The sequence below is a fragment of the Citrobacter sp. Cpo142 genome (genome assembly GCF_030332425.1).
Taxonomy (GTDB): Bacteria; Pseudomonadota; Gammaproteobacteria; order Enterobacterales; family Enterobacteriaceae; genus Citrobacter; species Citrobacter portucalensis.
Window position 1 is genome coordinate 472,602 of record NZ_JAOWHW010000142.1, and the last position, 17,488, is coordinate 490,089.

Consider the following 17,488-nt stretch of genomic DNA (forward strand, 5'->3'; position numbering starts at 1 on the left):
CCGATCGCGGGTATTTGCTTTTTTTCGGTCGGGTAAGCCGTGGTTTGACACGGCTTTTTTGTGGATAGGCTTCAGTATTCCTGAGTACCGTAAATCCTTTCAGGGACTAATAACGCGTTATGTTGTCTGCAACTAAACCATTAAGCGAAAATTTGCCAGCACATGGTTGTCGCCATGTCGCAATTATCATGGATGGCAATGGCCGCTGGGCGAAAAAGCAAGGGAAGATTCGCGCCTTTGGGCATAAGGCTGGAGCAAAATCCGTCCGCCGGGCTGTCTCTTTTGCTGCAAATAACGGTATTGATGCGTTAACGCTGTATGCCTTTAGCAGTGAGAACTGGAACCGACCTGCGCAGGAAGTGAGCGCGTTAATGGAACTGTTTGTGTGGGCACTTGATAGCGAAGTGAAAAACCTGCATCGCCATAACGTACGCCTGCGTATTATCGGGGATATCAGTCGATTTAACTCACGTTTGCAAGAACGGATTCGCAAATCAGAAGCGATTACCGCCCAGAATACCGGGTTGACGCTGAATATTGCAGCGAATTACGGTGGACGGTGGGATATTGTCCAGGGAGTCAGGCAACTGGCACAACAGGTGCAGGACGGTGTGCTGCATCCTGAGCAAATCGATGAAGAGATGCTTGGGCAGCAAATTTGTATGCATGAGCTGGCTCCTGTGGATTTAGTGATAAGGACAGGGGGAGAGCACCGAATTAGTAATTTTCTGTTGTGGCAAATTGCCTACGCCGAACTTTACTTTACCGATGTTCTCTGGCCCGATTTCGATGAACAAGACTTTGAAGGTGCGCTGCATGCCTTTGCTAATCGTGAGCGTCGTTTCGGCGGCACCGAACCCGGTGATGAAAAAGCCTGATGGGGGTCGCTTTTGCTGAAGTATCGCCTGATTTCTGCTTTTGTTTTAATACCCGTTGTCATCGCGGCGCTGTTTTTGCTGCCGCCGGTGGGGTTCGCCATTGTTACGTTGGTCGTCTGTATGTTGGCCGCCTGGGAATGGGGACAGTTAAGCGGTTTTACCACGCGTACGCAGCGAGTCTGGCTGGCGGTTTTGTGCGGGCTATTGCTGGCACTGATGCTATTTTTGCTGCCAGAATACCATCGCGATATCCATCAACCGCTGGTTGAAGTATCGCTGTGGGCGTCGCTGGGCTGGTGGGTCGTAGCGCTATTACTGGTATTGTTTTACCCAGGGTCTGCGTCGGTCTGGCGTAATTCCAAAACATTACGCATAATTTTCGGCGTGTTAACCATTGTCCCGTTCTTTTGGGGAATGCTGGCGTTACGTGCATGGCACTATGATGAGAATCATTATAGTGGCGCGCTATGGCTGCTATATGTCATGATCCTCGTTTGGGGAGCAGACTCTGGTGCGTATATGTTTGGTAAGCTGTTTGGCAAACATAAGCTGGCACCGAAGGTTTCTCCTGGTAAAACCTGGCAGGGTTTTATTGGCGGACTCGCCACTGCGGCCGTGATCTCATGGGGTTATGGCATGTGGGCGAATCTTGAAGTTGCGCCTGTCACCTTGCTCATTTGCTCCATCGTTGCAGCCCTGGCCTCCGTGCTGGGTGACCTGACCGAGAGTATGTTTAAGCGTGAAGCAGGTATTAAGGACAGTGGTCACTTAATTCCAGGACACGGTGGTATTCTGGATCGTATTGATAGCCTGACGGCTGCGGTACCGGTCTTTGCCTGCCTGTTGTTACTGGTGTTCAGGACGCTCTAACGGATGGTCTTATGCTGAGTATTCTCTGGAATTTGGCTGCGTTCATCATCGCACTTGGTGTGCTTATCACCGTGCATGAATTTGGTCATTTCTGGGTTGCGCGGCGCTGCGGAGTCCGCGTCGAACGCTTTTCCATTGGCTTTGGAAAAGCGCTTTGGCGGCGTACCGATAAATCAGGTACGGAATACGTCATCGCCATGATTCCCCTCGGCGGTTACGTCAAAATGCTGGATGAGCGCGCTGAACCGGTCGCACCGGAATTGCGCCATTACGCCTTCAACAATAAAACGGTTGGACAACGTGCTGCTATTATCGCCGCGGGTCCGATTGCAAACTTCCTTTTTGCTATTTTTGCTTATTGGCTGGTGTTTATCATTGGTGTCCCTGGCGTTCGTCCTGTTGTTGGTGAAATAACACCCAACTCGATTGCTGCACAGGCGCAAATTCAGCCGGGTACGGAACTAAAAGCGGTTGATGGCATCGAAACCCCTGATTGGGATGCAGTGCGATTGCAACTGGTATCCAAAATCGGCGATGAGCATACAACCCTCAGCGTGGCGCAGTTTGGCAGCAACCAGCGGCAGGACAAAACGCTGGATTTACGCCATTGGGCATTTGAGCCAGACAAAGAGGATCCTGTCTCTAGTTTGGGCATGCGTCCGCGTGGTCCGCAGATTGAACCGGTACTGTCAGAAGTGCAGGTTAATTCCGCTGCAAGTAAGGCAGGTTTGCAAGCTGGCGACAGGATCGTTAAAGTCAATGGTCAGTCACTGACGCAATGGATGACGTTCGTGACTCTGGTGCGCGATAATCCGGATACGCCGTTAGCGCTAGATATTGAAAGACAAGGAAGTTCCTTGTCTTTAACGTTAACCCCAGATTCAAAACAGGTTAACGGGAAGGCAGAAGGGTTTGCGGGCGTGGTGCCTAAAGTTATTCCTCTGCCTGATGAGTATAAGACTGTACGCCAGTATGGGCCATTCAGCGCCATCCTCGAAGCCTCGGATAAAACGTGGCAGTTGATGAAGCTGACGGTCAGTATGCTGGGAAAATTGATTACCGGTGATGTAAAACTGAACAACCTCAGTGGGCCGATTTCTATCGCCCAGGGGGCTGGGATGTCAGCGGAGTTCGGGATTATTTATTACCTGATGTTCCTTGCGCTTATCAGCGTGAACTTAGGGATAATCAACCTGTTTCCGTTGCCCGTTCTTGACGGGGGGCATCTGCTGTTCCTGGCGATTGAAAAGCTGAAGGGCGGTCCGGTATCCGAGCGGGTTCAAGACTTTAGTTATCGCATTGGCTCTATCTTGCTGGTGTTGTTAATGGGGCTTGCACTTTTCAATGATTTCTCTCGGTTGTAAGAGAGTGTTAGGAAGAACGCATAATAACGATGGCGATGAAAAAGTTGCTCATAGCGTCGCTGCTGTTTAGCAGCGCCACCGTATACGGTGCTGAAGGGTTCGTAGTGAAGGACATTCATTTCGAAGGCCTACAGCGAGTCGCCGTTGGTGCGGCTCTCCTCAGTATGCCGGTGCGCACAGGCGACACGGTTAATGATGAAGACATCAGTAATACCATTCGTGCTCTGTTCGCCACCGGTAACTTTGAGGATGTCCGCGTCCTGCGCGATGGTGATACCCTTCTGGTTCAGGTAAAAGAACGTCCGACGATTGCCAGCATCACTTTCTCCGGTAACAAATCGGTGAAAGATGACATGCTGAAGCAAAACCTCGAGGCGTCTGGCGTGCGTGTTGGCGAGTCTCTGGATCGCACAACGCTTGCCGATATCGAAAAGGGCCTGGAAGATTTCTACTATAGCGTCGGTAAGTACAGCGCCAGTGTGAAAGCGGTGGTGACGCCGTTGCCGCGTAACCGTGTTGACCTCAAGCTGGTCTTCCAGGAAGGTGTTTCGGCGAAGATCCAACAGATCAATATCGTCGGCAACCATGCCTTCTCGACTGACGAACTTATCTCTCACTTCCAGTTGCGTGACGAAGTGCCGTGGTGGAACGTGGTGGGCGATCGTAAATACCAGAAACAGAAGCTGGCGGGCGATCTTGAAACCCTGCGCAGCTACTATCTGGATCGCGGTTATGCTCGCTTCAATATTGATTCCACTCAGGTCAGCCTGACGCCGGATAAAAAAGGCATCTACATCACCGTTAACATCACTGAAGGCGAGCAGTACAAGCTTTCTGGGGTTCAGGTGAGCGGTAACCTGGCCGGGCACTCCGCCGAAATTGAGACCCTGACGAAGATCGAGCCAGGTGAACTCTATAACGGCACCAAAGTGACCAAAATGGAAGATGACATCAAGAAGCTTCTGGGTCGCTATGGCTATGCCTATCCGCGCGTTCAGTCGCAGCCTGAAATCAACGACGCTGACAAAACCGTTAAATTGCGTGTAAACGTGGATGCGGGTAACCGTTTCTATGTGCGTAAGATCCGTTTTGAAGGTAACGACACTTCTAAAGACTCCGTTCTGCGTCGCGAAATGCGTCAGATGGAAGGCGCATGGTTGGGCAGCGATCTTGTCGACCAGGGTAAAGAGCGTCTGAACCGTCTGGGTTACTTTGAAACCGTTGATACTGATACTCAGCGTGTTCCGGGCCGCCCGGATCAGGTTGATGTAGTCTACAAGGTTAAAGAGCGTAACACCGGTAGCTTTAACTTCGGCGTCGGTTACGGTACCGAGAGCGGCGTGAGCTTCCAGGCTGGCGTTCAGCAGGATAACTGGTTAGGTACCGGTTATTCTGTCGGGATTAACGGCACCAAAAACGATTACCAGACCTATACTGAGTTGTCTGTCACTAACCCGTACTTCACCGTTGATGGTGTGAGCCTTGGTGGCCGCGTCTTCTATAACGACTTTGAAGCGGATGATGCAGACCTGTCCGACTATACCAACAAAAGTTATGGTACAGACGTGACGCTGGGCTTCCCGGTCAACGAATACAACACGTTGCGCGCGGGCCTGGGTTATGTACATAACAAACTGTCCAATATGCAGCCGCAGATCGCAATGGATCGTTATCTTGAGTCGATGGGACAATCCGCTGATACCAGCAGTTTTGCCGCTGATGATTTCACCTTTAACTACGGTTGGACATACAACAAGTTAGACCGTGGTTATTTCCCGACAGACGGTTCGCGTGTCAACCTGAACGGTAAAGTCACCATTCCGGGTTCTGACAACGAATACTACAAACTGTCGATGGATACCGCGACCTATATGCCGATCGATGACGACCACAAGTGGGTTGTTCTGGGTCGTACCAAGGTAGGTTATGGGGATGGCATTGGCAGCAAAGAGATGCCGTTCTACGAGAACTTCTACGCCGGTGGTTCCAGTACCGTGCGTGGCTTCCAGTCCAACACCATTGGTCCGAAAGCGGTCTATAAAAAGGGTGCTAGCACAGACTGGAATGACGGCGATAACGAAGAATGTACTCAGGATTCAGGCTGTAAATCAGATGATGCGGTAGGTGGTAACGCCATGGCTGTCGCCAGCCTGGAATTTATTACCCCGACGCCGTTTATCAGCGATAAGTATGCTAACTCGGTCCGTACTTCCTTCTTCTGGGATATGGGTACCGTTTGGGATACTAACTGGGATCCGTCATCTGCGCCGTCGGATGTGCCGGACTATAGTGATCCGAGCAATATCCGTATGTCAGCGGGTATCGCGTTACAATGGATGTCCCCATTGGGGCCGTTGGTTTTCTCCTACGCCCAGCCGTTCAAGAAGTACGATGGAGACAAAGCGGAACAGTTCCAGTTTAACATTGGTAAAACCTGGTAACTATTCTTCGCAAAGGAATGTAGTGGTAGTGTAGCGATGACTTTAGGCGATCTTGCATGGGATCGCCTGGCCACGCAAAGAACTGCACCTTCGGGTGCAAATGGGATGGTAAGGAGTTAATTGTGAAAAAGTGGTTATTAGCTGCAGGTCTCGGTTTAGCGATGGCAACGTCCGCACAGGCTGCTGACAAAATTGCAATCGTCAATATGGGTAGCCTGTTCCAACAGGTTGCACAGAAGACGGGTGTTTCTGCTACGCTGGAAAACGAGTTCAAAGGCCGTGCCAGCGAACTGCAGCGTATGGAATCCGATCTGCAATCTAAAATGCAGCGTCTGCAATCAATGAAAGCGGGTAGCGATCGTACCAAGCTGGAAAAAGACGTTATGGCTCAGCGCCAGACTTTCTCTCAGAAAGCTCAGGCTTTCGAGCAGGATCGTGCACGTCGTTCCAACGAAGAACGTGGCAAACTGGTTACTCGTATCCAGACAGCTGTGAAATCTGTCGCCAGCAGCCAGAGCATTGATCTGGTCGTTGACGCAAACACCGTTGCATACAACAGCAGCGATGTAAAAGACATCACCGCTGACGTACTGAAACAGGTTAAATAAGTAATGCCTTCAATTCGACTGGCTGATTTAGCAGAGCAGTTGGATGCAGAATTACACGGTGATGGCGATATCGTCATCACCGGCGTAGCGTCCATGCAATCTGCGCAAACTGGCAATATCACGTTCATGGTGAATCCTAAATACCGTGAACACTTAGGCGTATGCCAGGCGTCTGCCGTTGTGATGACGCAGGACGATCTTCCTTTTGCTAAGAGTGCGGCGCTGGTAGTGAAGAATCCCTATCTGACCTATGCACGTATGGCGCAAATTTTAGATACCACGCCTCAGCCTGCACAGAACATTGCACCCAGTGCAGTGATCGATGCAACGGCGAAGCTGGGTAATAATGTCTCTGTGGGCGCAAATGCGGTCATTGAGTCTGGCGTAGAACTGGGCGATAACGTGGTTATCGGTGCAGGTTGTTTCGTCGGAAAAAATACCAAAATCGGTGCAGGTTCACGCTTGTGGGCGAATGTGACGATTTACCACGACATCCAGATCGGTGAAAATTGCCTGATCCAGTCCAGCACCGTCGTTGGATCTGATGGATTTGGTTACGCGAACGATCGTGGTAACTGGGTGAAGATCCCCCAGCTTGGTCGCGTGATTATCGGCGATCGCGTCGAGATCGGCGCTTGTACCACCATTGACCGTGGTGCTCTGGACGATACTGTGATCGGTAATGGTGTTATCATTGATAACCAGTGCCAGATTGCGCATAACGTTGTGATTGGCGACAATACGGCGGTAGCCGGTGGCGTCATTATGGCGGGTAGCCTGAAGATTGGCCGTTATTGCATGATTGGCGGTGCCAGCGTGATCAATGGGCATATGGAAATATGCGACAAAGTTACGGTAACTGGCATGGGTATGGTGATGCGTCCTATCACTGAACCTGGCGTCTACTCCTCAGGCATTCCGCTACAACCCAACAAGGTATGGCGTAAAACAGCTGCACTGGTGATGAATATTGATGATATGAGCAAGCGCCTCAAAGCGATTGAGCGCAAGGTTAATCAACAAGACTAAAGCACCGTTTTTGCATGTCTGACTTTTCGGCCTGTCCCATTCATACGATTGCGACAGGCCGTGTTATTATTGCCTTTTAGTATATTTTGACAGGAAGAGTATTTTGACTACTAACACTCATACTCTGCATATTGAAGAGATTTTAGAACTTCTGCCGCACCGTTTTCCGTTTCTGCTGGTTGACCGCGTGCTGGATTTTGAAGAAGGTCGTTTTCTGCGCGCAGTGAAAAATGTATCCGTTAACGAGCCTTTCTTTCAGGGCCACTTCCCGGGTAAACCTATTTTCCCTGGCGTATTGATTCTGGAAGCGATGGCACAGGCTACCGGTATCCTCGCGTTTAAAAGCGTAGGAAAACTGGAACCAGGCGAACTGTATTATTTCGCGGGTATTGATGAAGCACGCTTTAAGCGTCCTGTCGTGCCTGGCGATCAGATGATCATGGAAGTGACTTTCGAGAAAACGCGCCGTGGCCTGACCCGTTTTAAAGGGGTTGCGCTGGTCGACGGTAAAGTTGTGTGCGAAGCAACGATGATGTGTGCCCGTAGCCGGGAGGCCTGATACGTGATTGATAAATCCGCCTTTATTCACCCGACCGCCATTGTAGAAGAGGGCGCCAGCATTGGTGCCAATGCTCACATTGGCCCATTTTGTATTGTTGGACCCCATGTTGAAATTGGTGAGGGTACCGTACTGAAGTCTCACGTTGTCGTGAATGGCCATACAAAAATTGGTCGCGATAACGAGATCTATCAGTTTGCCTCCATCGGTGAAGTTAACCAGGATCTTAAATATGCTGGCGAACCGACCCGTGTGGAAATTGGCGATCGCAACCGCATCCGCGAAAGCGTCACCATTCATCGTGGCACAGTGCAGGGCGGTGGAGTGACGAAGGTGGGCAGCGATAACTTATTGATGATTAATGCGCACGTCGCGCATGATTGTACGGTAGGAAACCGCTGTATTCTGGCGAATAACGCCACGCTTGCCGGACATGTTTCGCTTGATGATTTTGTTATCATCGGCGGCATGACCGCGGTGCATCAGTTCTGCATCATCGGTGCGCATGTGATGGTTGGCGGCTGTTCTGGTGTAGCCCAGGACGTGCCTCCGTACGTTATCGCCCAGGGCAACCACGCGACGCCGTTTGGCGTCAATATCGAAGGTCTGAAGCGTCGTGGATTCACCCGCGAAGCGATTACCGCGATTCGTAACGCCTACAAAGCGTTGTACCGTAGCGGTAAAACGCTGGAAGAAGTGAAACCAGAAATCGCGGAACTGGCGAAACAGTACCCCGAAGTTCAGGCTTTCAGCGACTTCTTTGAGCGCTCAACGCGTGGCCTGATTCGTTAATGACTGAACAGCGTCCTTTAACGATTGCCCTCGTCGCCGGAGAAACCTCCGGCGATATTCTTGGTGCAGGGTTAATCCGTGCACTCAAGGCTCGCGTTCCCAATGCGCGCTTTGTTGGCGTTGCGGGGCCGCTGATGCAGGCCGAAGGTTGTGAAGCCTGGTACGAAATGGAAGAGTTGGCGGTCATGGGCATTGTTGAAGTGCTCGGACGCCTGCGCCGTTTACTGCATATTCGTGCCGACCTCACTCGCCGATTCACCGACTTAAAGCCGGATGTTTTCGTCGGCATTGATGCACCTGATTTCAATATTACCCTCGAAGGGAATTTGAAAAGACAGGGCATTAAAACCATTCATTATGTCAGTCCGTCCGTTTGGGCGTGGCGACAGAAACGCGTTTTCAAAATAGGCAGATCCACCAACATGGTGCTGGCCTTTCTGCCTTTCGAAAAGGCGTTTTATGACAAATTTAACGTCCCGTGCCGCTTTATCGGTCATACCATGGCAGATGCCATGCCGTTGGACCCGGATAAAAATGCGGCGCGTGATGTTCTGGGCATTCCTCATGACGCTCACTGCCTGGCGCTACTGCCAGGAAGCCGTGGTGCAGAAGTGGAAATGCTCAGCGCCGATTTTCTGAAAACGGCGCAGCTATTACGCCAGCATTATCCGGATCTCGAAGTGGTGGTGCCGTTGGTGAATGCCAAACGTCGCGAGCAGTTTGAACTCATTAAAGCGGAAGTTGCACCGGAGCTTTCTGTACATCTGCTCAATGGGATGGGACGTGAAGCAATGGTGGCCAGCGATGCCGCACTGCTGGCTTCTGGTACCGCCGCGCTGGAATGTATGCTGGCAAAATGCCCGATGGTGGTTGGCTACCGTATGAAAACCTTCACCTTTTGGCTGGCGAAGCGCCTGGTGAAAACGGATTACGTTTCGCTACCGAACCTGCTGGCGGGAAGAGAACTGGTTAAAGAGCTGTTGCAGGAAGAGTGTGAACCGCAGGCGCTGTCGCAAGCGCTGTTGCCGTTGCTGGCAAATGGTAAAACCAGCCATGCGATGCACGACACATTCCGTGAACTGCACCAGCAGATCCGTTGCAATGCTGATGAGCAGGCGGCGGATGCGGTCCTGGAGTTAGCGCAATGATTGAATTTGTGTATCCGCATACGCATTTAGTGGCGGGTGTGGATGAAGTCGGGCGCGGCCCTTTGGTCGGTGCGGTCGTCACTGCTGCCGTCATTCTGGATCCGGCTCGCCCTATTATCGGTCTTAATGACTCCAAAAAACTGTCAGAAAAACGTCGCCTGGCGCTGTTTGATGAAATTAAAGAAAAAGCGTTAAGCTGGAGCCTGGGGCGGGCGGAACCGCATGAAATCGACGAGCTGAACATTTTGCATGCCACCATGCTGGCCATGCAGCGTGCGGTTGCGGGATTGCATATTGCGCCCGAATACGTGCTGATTGACGGCAATCGTTGCCCGGCATTACCGGTACCGTCGATGGCGGTGGTCAAAGGCGATAGCCGCGTGGCGGAGATTAGCGCCGCATCGATTCTGGCAAAAGTGACCCGTGACGCTGAAATGGCGGCGCTGGATACGGTTTTTCCACAGTATGGTTTTGCACAGCACAAAGGCTATCCAACCGCATTTCATCTGGAAAAATTGGCACTGCATGGTGCGACTGAGCACCACCGCCGCAGCTTTGGCCCCGTCAAACGCGCACTGGGACTCTCGTCCTGATTCTTGTGTCGAAGGAATCTGAAGATGTCTGAACCACGTTTCGTCCACCTACGGGTGCACAGCGACTACTCCATGATCGATGGGCTGGCGAAAACCGGGCCGCTGGTAAAAAAGGCGGCCGCGTTAGGCATGCCTGCGCTGGCGATCACCGATTTTACCAACCTGTGTGGTCTGGTGAAGTTTTACGGAGCGGGTCACGGCGCGGGTATCAAGCCGATAGTTGGCGCAGATTTTCATGTCCGCAGTGAGCTGTTGGGCGATGAACTCACGCAGCTCACCGTGCTGGCCGCAAATAATACCGGCTATCAGAACCTGACGTTGTTGATTTCGAAAGCCTATCAGCGCGGCTATGGCGCAGAAGGACCGGTTATCGACCGGGACTGGTTGGTCGAGCTAAAAGAAGGTTTGATTTTGCTCTCCGGCGGTCGCATGGGCGATGTCGGACGCAGCCTGCTGCGCGGCAATAGCGCACTGGTTGACGAGTGCGTGGCGTTTTACGAAGAACATTTTCCCAATTGCTATTTCCTCGAATTGATTCGCACCGGCAGGCAAGATGAAGAAAATTATCTGCACGCAGCCGTAGCACTGGCCGAAACGCGTGGTCTACCGGTGGTGGCGACTAACGATGTCCGCTTCCTGGAAACCGGAGATTTCGACGCGCATGAAATCCGCGTAGCGATCCACGACGGGTTCACCCTTGATGACCCGAAACGCCCGCGTAACTATTCGCCGCAGCAATACATGCGCAGCGAAGATGAGATGTGCGAGCTGTTCTCCGATATTCCGGAAGCACTGCAAAACACTGTCGAGATAGCCAAACGCTGCAACGTGACGGTGCGTCTGGGCGAATATTTCCTGCCGCAGTTCCCGACCGGCGATATGACCACCGAGGATTTCCTCGTGGCGAAATCACGCGAAGGTCTGGAAGAACGTCTCGAATTTTTGTTCCCTGACCCTGAAGTTCGTGCGCAGAAGCGCCCGCCTTACGATGAACGTCTGGAAGTTGAACTTAAAGTTATCAACCAGATGGGATTCCCTGGCTACTTCCTGATCGTTATGGAATTTATCCAGTGGTCGAAAGATAACGGCGTACCGGTAGGCCCGGGACGTGGTTCCGGCGCTGGCTCACTTGTCGCCTATGCGCTGAAAATTACCGATCTCGATCCGCTGGAATTTGACCTGCTGTTCGAACGTTTCCTTAACCCGGAACGTGTCTCAATGCCCGACTTCGACGTTGACTTCTGTATGGAGAAACGCGACCAGGTTATCGAGCACGTGGCGGAAATGTACGGTCGTGATGCGGTTTCGCAGATTATTACCTTTGGTACGATGGCTGCAAAAGCAGTTATCCGCGACGTGGGCCGCGTGCTGGGGCATCCGTACGGTTTCGTTGACCGTATTTCGAAACTGGTGCCGCCCGATCCGGGCATGACGCTGGCAAAAGCCTTTGAAGCCGAACCGCAACTGCCGGAAATCTATGAGGCAGATGAAGAGGTTAAAGCGCTGATCGATATGGCGCGTAAGCTGGAAGGCGTCACGCGTAACGCCGGTAAGCACGCCGGTGGTGTGGTTATCGCACCGACAAAAATTACTGATTTTGCGCCGCTGTACTGCGATGAACAGGGGCTGCACCCGGTTACTCAGTTTGATAAGAACGACGTGGAATATGCCGGTCTTGTGAAGTTCGACTTCCTCGGCCTGCGTACGCTCACCATCATCAACTGGGCGCTGGAAATGATCAACGCGCGCCGTGAAAAGAACGGTGAGCCGCCGCTGGATATTGCGGCTATCCCGCTGGATGACAAGAAAAGCTTCGATATGCTGCAACGCTCGGAGACCACGGCTGTCTTCCAGCTTGAATCCCGCGGTATGAAAGACCTGATCAAACGTCTGCAGCCTGACTGCTTCGAAGACATGATCGCACTGGTGGCTCTGTTCCGCCCTGGTCCGCTACAGTCGGGGATGGTAGATAACTTTATCGACCGTAAGCATGGTCGCGAAGAGATTTCCTACCCGGACGTACAATGGCAGCATGAGTGTCTGAAACCGGTACTGGAGCCGACCTACGGCATTATCCTGTATCAGGAACAGGTTATGCAGATTGCCCAGGAGTTGTCCGGGTACACCCTTGGCGGCGCGGATATGCTGCGTCGTGCGATGGGTAAGAAAAAGCCGGAAGAGATGGCTAAGCAGCGCGGCACCTTTGAAGAAGGGGCGAAAAAGCGCGGCGTAGACGGCGAACTGGCGATGAAAATCTTTGACCTGGTGGAGAAATTCGCCGGTTACGGATTTAACAAATCGCACTCCGCAGCCTATGCGCTCGTCTCTTACCAGACGCTGTGGCTGAAGGCGCATTATCCTGCTGAGTTTATGGCGGCGGTAATGACCGCCGATATGGATAACACTGAGAAAGTGGTCGGGCTGGTAGATGAATGCTGGCGTATGGGGCTCAAAATCCTGCCGCCGGACATCAACTCCGGGCTTTACCATTTTCACGTGAATGATGATGGCGAGATTGTTTATGGCATCGGCGCGATAAAAGGCGTGGGTGAAGGACCAATTGAAGCTATTATTGAGGCGCGTAACGAAGGCGGTTACTTCCGTGAGCTGTTTGATCTCTGTGCGCGCACGGATATCAAAAAACTTAACCGCCGGGTGCTGGAAAAGTTAATTATGTCCGGGGCGTTTGATCGCCTTGGCCCGCATCGTGCGGCGTTGATGAATTCGCTCAACGATGCGCTAAAAGCCGCCGATCAGCATGCAAAAGCCGAAGCCATCGGTCAGGCCGATATGTTTGGCGTGCTGGCGGAAGAACCGGAGCAAATTGAACAATCCTATGCCAGTTGCCAACCGTGGCCGGAGCAGGTGGTATTAGATGGTGAGCGTGAAACGTTGGGGCTTTACCTGACGGGACACCCCATCAACCAGTATTTAAAAGAAATTGAGCGCTATGTCGGAGGCTACAGGCTGAAAGACATGCATCCGACAGAACGTGGTAAAGTCACCACGGCTGCGGGGCTCGTCATTGCTGCGCGGGTAATGGTCACCAAGCGCGGCAATCGTATCGGCATCTGTACACTGGATGACCGTTCCGGACGTCTGGAAGTTATGTTGTTTACCGATGCTCTGGATAAATACCAGCAATTGCTGGAAAAAGACCGCATACTTATCGTCAGCGGACAGGTCAGCTTTGATGACTTCAGCGGCGGGCTTAAAATGATGGCCCGTGAAGTCATGGATATTGACGAAGCCCGGGAAAAATATGCTCGCGGGCTTGCTATCTCGCTGACGGACAGGCAAATTGATGACCAGCTTTTAAACCGACTCCGTCAGTCTCTGGAACCCCACCGCTCGGGGACAATTCCAGTACATCTCTACTATCAGAGGGCGGATGCACGTGCGCGGTTGCGTTTTGGCGCGACGTGGCGTGTCTCTCCGAGCGATCGTTTGCTAAACGATCTCCGTGGCCTTATTGGTTCGGAGCAGGTGGAACTGGAGTTTGACTAATACAGGAATACTATGAGTCTGAATTTCCTTGATTTTGAACAGCCGATTGCAGAGCTGGAAGCAAAAATCGATTCTTTGACTGCGGTTAGCCGTCAGGATGAGAAACTGGATATTAACATCGATGAAGAAGTGCATCGTCTGCGTGAAAAAAGCGTAGAACTGACGCGTAAAATCTTCGCCGATCTTGGCGCATGGCAGGTAGCCCAACTGGCGCGCCATCCACAGCGTCCGTACACCCTGGATTATGTCCGCCTGGCGTTTGATGAATTTGATGAGCTGGCGGGCGATCGTGCCTATGCGGATGATAAAGCTATTGTCGGCGGTATCGCGCGTCTTGATGGCCGTCCGGTGATGATCATTGGTCATCAGAAAGGCCGTGAGACCAAAGAAAAGATTCGCCGTAATTTCGGCATGCCAGCGCCGGAAGGCTATCGCAAAGCGCTGCGTCTGATGGAAATGGCCGAGCGTTTCAACATGCCGATCATTACCTTCATCGACACCCCAGGGGCTTACCCGGGCGTGGGCGCGGAAGAGCGTGGTCAGTCAGAAGCGATCGCACGCAACCTGCGTGAAATGTCGCGTCTGAGCGTACCGGTAATCTGTACCGTTATCGGTGAAGGTGGTTCCGGTGGCGCGCTGGCGATCGGTGTAGGCGATAAAGTGAATATGCTGCAATACAGCACCTATTCCGTTATCTCCCCGGAAGGTTGTGCTTCAATTCTGTGGAAAAGCGCCGACAAAGCACCGCTGGCCGCAGAAGCGATGGGAATTGTTGCCCCGCGTCTGAAAGAGCTGAAGCTTATCGACTCTATCATTCCGGAACCGTTAGGCGGCGCACACCGCAATCCGGAAGTGATGGCTGCGTCCCTGAAAGCACAGCTGCTGGCCGATCTCGCCGATCTCGACGTGTTAAGCAAAGACGATCTGAAAAACCGTCGTTACCAGCGTCTGATGAGCTACGGTTACGCGTAAACTGCATTAATTCCGAAAAGGGCCACAACGTTGTGGCCCTTTTTTTTACCTGTGGTTTGGCCAGGCTATGATTAACTAAGGTTTTTCCAGGAGGAACGAATGAATATCATTGCCATCATGGGACCGCATGGCGTCTTTTATAAAGATGAGCCCATCAAGGAACTTGAACGTGCGCTGCAACAGCAGGGATTTCAGATTATCTGGCCGCAGAATAGCGTTGACCTGCTGAAGTTTATCGAACACAACCCGCGAATTTGCGGCGTCATTTTTGACTGGGATGAATATAGCCTGGAGCTGTGCAGTGACATCAACCAGCTCAACGAGTATCTCCCGCTCTACGCCTTTATTAATACCCATTCGACGATGGATGTCAGTGCGCACGACCTGCGCATGGCGCTGTGGTTTTTTGAGTATGCGCTGGGTCAGTCTGAAGACATTGCCACCCGCATTCGCCAGTACACCAGCGAATACCTCGATAACATCACGCCTCCGTTCACCAAGGCGCTGTTTACCTATGTGAAGGAAGGAAAGTATACCTTCTGTACGCCCGGGCACATGGCGGGTACGGCGTACCAGAAAAGCCCGGTCGGCTGCCTGTTCTATGATTTCTTTGGCGGCAATACGCTGAAAGCCGACGTGTCCATTTCCGTAACCGAACTGGGTTCATTGCTTGATCATACCGGACCACACCTCGAAGCGGAGGAGTACATCGCTCGCACCTTTGGTGCTGAGCAGAGCTATATGGTGACCAACGGTACCTCGACATCGAACAAGATTGTCGGCATGTATGCTGCGCCTGCAGGCAGTACGCTACTGATTGATCGCAACTGCCATAAGTCGCTGGCGCATTTGCTGATGATGAGCGATGTGGTGCCAATCTGGCTGAAGCCTACGCGTAACGCGTTGGGGATCCTCGGCGGTATACCCCGTCGGGAATTTACCCGCGCAAGTATTGAACGCAAGGTAGAAGAGACGACTCAGGCGCAATGGCCGATACACGCGGTGATCACCAACTCCACCTATGACGGGCTGCTTTATAACACCAACTGGATCAAGCAAACCCTGGATGTGCCCTCCATCCATTTTGATTCAGCCTGGGTGCCGTATACCCATTTTCATCCGATCTATCAGGGAAAAAGCGGGATGAGCGGCGAACGGGTACCGGGAAAGCTGATTTTTGAAACCCAGTCCACCCACAAGATGCTGGCGGCGTTGTCACAGGCTTCGCTGATCCACATTAAGGGTGACTATGATGAAGACACGTTTAACGAAGCCTTTATGATGCACACCTCCACGTCTCCGAGCTATCCGATTGTGGCGTCGATAGAAACGGCGGCGGCAATGCTGCGTGGCAATTCCGGCAAGCGGTTAATCAATCGTTCGGTGGAACGGGCGTTGCATTTCCGTAAAGAAGTGCAGCGTCTGCGCGAAGAGTCGGATGGCTGGTTCTTTGATATCTGGCAGCCGGAAAAGGTCGATGAAGCAGAATGTTGGCCGGTAGCACCAGGTGAAGACTGGCACGGATTTATTGATGCTGATGCCGACCACATGTTCCTCGACCCGGTGAAGGTCACGATTCTGACGCCGGGAATGGATGAACAGGGAAATATGAGCGAAGAGGGGATCCCCGCGGCGCTGGTGGCGAAATTCCTTGATGAACGCGGCGTCGTCGTCGAAAAAACGGGACCGTATAACCTGTTGTTCCTGTTCAGTATTGGCATTGATAAAACCCGGGCGATGGGGCTGCTACGTGGCCTGACGGAATTTAAGCGCTCGTACGATCTGAATTTACGCGTGAAAAATATGCTGCCGGATCTGTATGCTGAAGATCCCGATTTCTATCGCAATATGCGTATTCAGGATCTGGCACAGGGGATCCATAAGCTGATCCGCCAGCACGATCTCTCCGGACTGATGCTGCGGGCATTTGATACCTTGCCGGAAATGAAAATGACACCGCACCAGGCCTGGCAGCGGCAGATCAAAGGTGAGGTGGAAACCGTGGCGCTTGATCAACTGGTAGGACGCGTGTCCGCCAATATGATCCTGCCTTATCCTCCCGGCGTGCCGCTCTTGATGCCCGGGGAAATGATCACTGCCAAAAGCCGGGCTGTCCTCGATTTTCTTCTGATGCTGTGTTCAGTGGGGCAGCGCTACCCGGGATTTGAAACCGATATCCATGGCGCTAAACTGGGCGAGGATGGTGTGTATCGCGTGAGAGTCTTAAAAATGGCATAACGACTTGCCTGACCCTAAGACGTACGAGTAACGTGCTGACAGAAAAATGAAAGAGGCGATGACGCTATGCTGGGATTAAAACAGGTTCACCATATTGCCATTATTGCGACGGACTACGCGGCGAGTAAGGCATTTTACTGCGATGTGCTTGGCTTTACACTGATGAGCGAAGCCTATCGGGAAGAGAGAGACTCGTGGAAAGGCGATCTGGCATTGAACGGCCAGTATGTGATTGAGCTTTTTTCTTTCCCGTTTCCACCTTGCCGTCCGAGCCGACCGGAAGCCTGCGGTTTGCGTCATCTGGCGTTCAGTGTGGAGGATGTGGAAAAGTCGATCGCGCATCTGGAAGCACACCACGTGAAGTGTGAATCCATACGTATCGATCCATTTACCGGTAAACGCTTTACGTTTTTCAACGATCCGGACGGATTGCCCCTCGAACTGTACGAGATGTAAGGCTTGTCATTGTGGTGTTAGCCCGGTAACGTG

The 17,488-nt window shown here is 52.2% G+C and carries 14 protein-coding genes; all 14 read left to right on the forward strand.

What is annotated here, in order from left to right:
* Positions 1–119: 119 nt before the first annotated feature.
* The 14 genes from ispU (at position 120) to OGY18_RS23490 (ending at position 17,455) form a co-directional block, all read left to right on the forward strand.
* Positions 120–878 carry a (2E,6E)-farnesyl-diphosphate-specific ditrans,polycis-undecaprenyl-diphosphate synthase gene (ispU, locus tag OGY18_RS23425; protein WP_008786266.1) on the forward strand — a complete coding sequence of 253 codons (759 nt, stop codon included), beginning with the start codon at positions 120–122 and terminating at the stop codon, positions 876–878.
* Positions 879–890: 12 nt separating this feature from the next.
* The gene (cdsA, locus tag OGY18_RS23430; RefSeq protein WP_003829174.1) at positions 891–1,748 is read left to right on the forward strand and encodes a phosphatidate cytidylyltransferase; all 858 of its coding nucleotides are present in this window, start codon (positions 891–893) and stop codon (positions 1,746–1,748) included.
* An 11-nt stretch (positions 1,749–1,759) separates the two neighbouring features.
* Positions 1,760–3,112 (forward strand): sigma E protease regulator RseP, encoded by a 1,353-nt coding sequence (gene rseP / locus OGY18_RS23435; protein ID WP_003829173.1) that lies wholly within the window; start codon positions 1,760–1,762, stop codon positions 3,110–3,112.
* Between the two features lie 29 nt (positions 3,113–3,141).
* The gene (gene bamA, locus OGY18_RS23440; protein WP_003829172.1) at positions 3,142–5,553 is read left to right on the forward strand and encodes an outer membrane protein assembly factor BamA; all 2,412 of its coding nucleotides are present in this window, start codon (positions 3,142–3,144) and stop codon (positions 5,551–5,553) included.
* Between the two features lie 122 nt (positions 5,554–5,675).
* The gene (gene skp / locus OGY18_RS23445; protein ID WP_003018533.1) at positions 5,676–6,161 is read left to right on the forward strand and encodes a molecular chaperone Skp; all 486 of its coding nucleotides are present in this window, start codon (positions 5,676–5,678) and stop codon (positions 6,159–6,161) included.
* Between the two features lie 3 nt (positions 6,162–6,164).
* Positions 6,165–7,190: a UDP-3-O-(3-hydroxymyristoyl)glucosamine N-acyltransferase gene (lpxD, locus tag OGY18_RS23450; protein ID WP_003018531.1), complete on the forward strand. Its 1,026-nt coding sequence runs from the start codon at positions 6,165–6,167 to the stop codon at positions 7,188–7,190.
* Between the two features lie 103 nt (positions 7,191–7,293).
* Positions 7,294–7,749 (forward strand): 3-hydroxyacyl-ACP dehydratase FabZ, encoded by a 456-nt coding sequence (fabZ, locus tag OGY18_RS23455; protein ID WP_003018528.1) that lies wholly within the window; start codon positions 7,294–7,296, stop codon positions 7,747–7,749.
* Positions 7,750–7,752: 3 nt separating this feature from the next.
* Positions 7,753–8,541: an acyl-ACP--UDP-N-acetylglucosamine O-acyltransferase gene (lpxA, locus tag OGY18_RS23460; RefSeq protein ID WP_003018525.1), complete on the forward strand. Its 789-nt coding sequence runs from the start codon at positions 7,753–7,755 to the stop codon at positions 8,539–8,541.
* Positions 8,541–9,689 carry a lipid-A-disaccharide synthase gene (gene lpxB, locus OGY18_RS23465; RefSeq protein WP_286554564.1) on the forward strand — a complete coding sequence of 383 codons (1,149 nt, stop codon included), beginning with the start codon at positions 8,541–8,543 and terminating at the stop codon, positions 9,687–9,689. Before lpxA ends, lpxB begins: the two co-directional genes overlap by 1 nt.
* Positions 9,686–10,282 (forward strand): ribonuclease HII, encoded by a 597-nt coding sequence (rnhB, locus tag OGY18_RS23470; RefSeq protein ID WP_003018518.1) that lies wholly within the window; start codon positions 9,686–9,688, stop codon positions 10,280–10,282. Before lpxB ends, rnhB begins: the two co-directional genes overlap by 4 nt.
* A 24-nt stretch (positions 10,283–10,306) precedes the next feature.
* Positions 10,307–13,789 (forward strand): DNA polymerase III subunit alpha, encoded by a 3,483-nt coding sequence (gene dnaE, locus OGY18_RS23475; RefSeq protein WP_008786271.1) that lies wholly within the window; start codon positions 10,307–10,309, stop codon positions 13,787–13,789.
* A gap of 12 nt (positions 13,790–13,801) precedes the next feature.
* A complete protein-coding gene (gene accA, locus OGY18_RS23480; protein ID WP_003829164.1) occupies positions 13,802–14,761 on the forward strand; it encodes an acetyl-CoA carboxylase carboxyl transferase subunit alpha in 960 nt (319 codons plus the stop codon).
* A 99-nt stretch (positions 14,762–14,860) separates the two neighbouring features.
* Positions 14,861–16,999, forward strand: a complete 2,139-nt coding sequence (gene ldcC, locus OGY18_RS23485; protein ID WP_191235746.1) for a lysine decarboxylase LdcC — start codon at positions 14,861–14,863, stop codon at positions 16,997–16,999.
* Between the two features lie 66 nt (positions 17,000–17,065).
* Positions 17,066–17,455: a VOC family protein gene (locus OGY18_RS23490; RefSeq protein WP_008786273.1), complete on the forward strand. Its 390-nt coding sequence runs from the start codon at positions 17,066–17,068 to the stop codon at positions 17,453–17,455.
* Positions 17,456–17,488 lie beyond the last annotated feature (33 nt).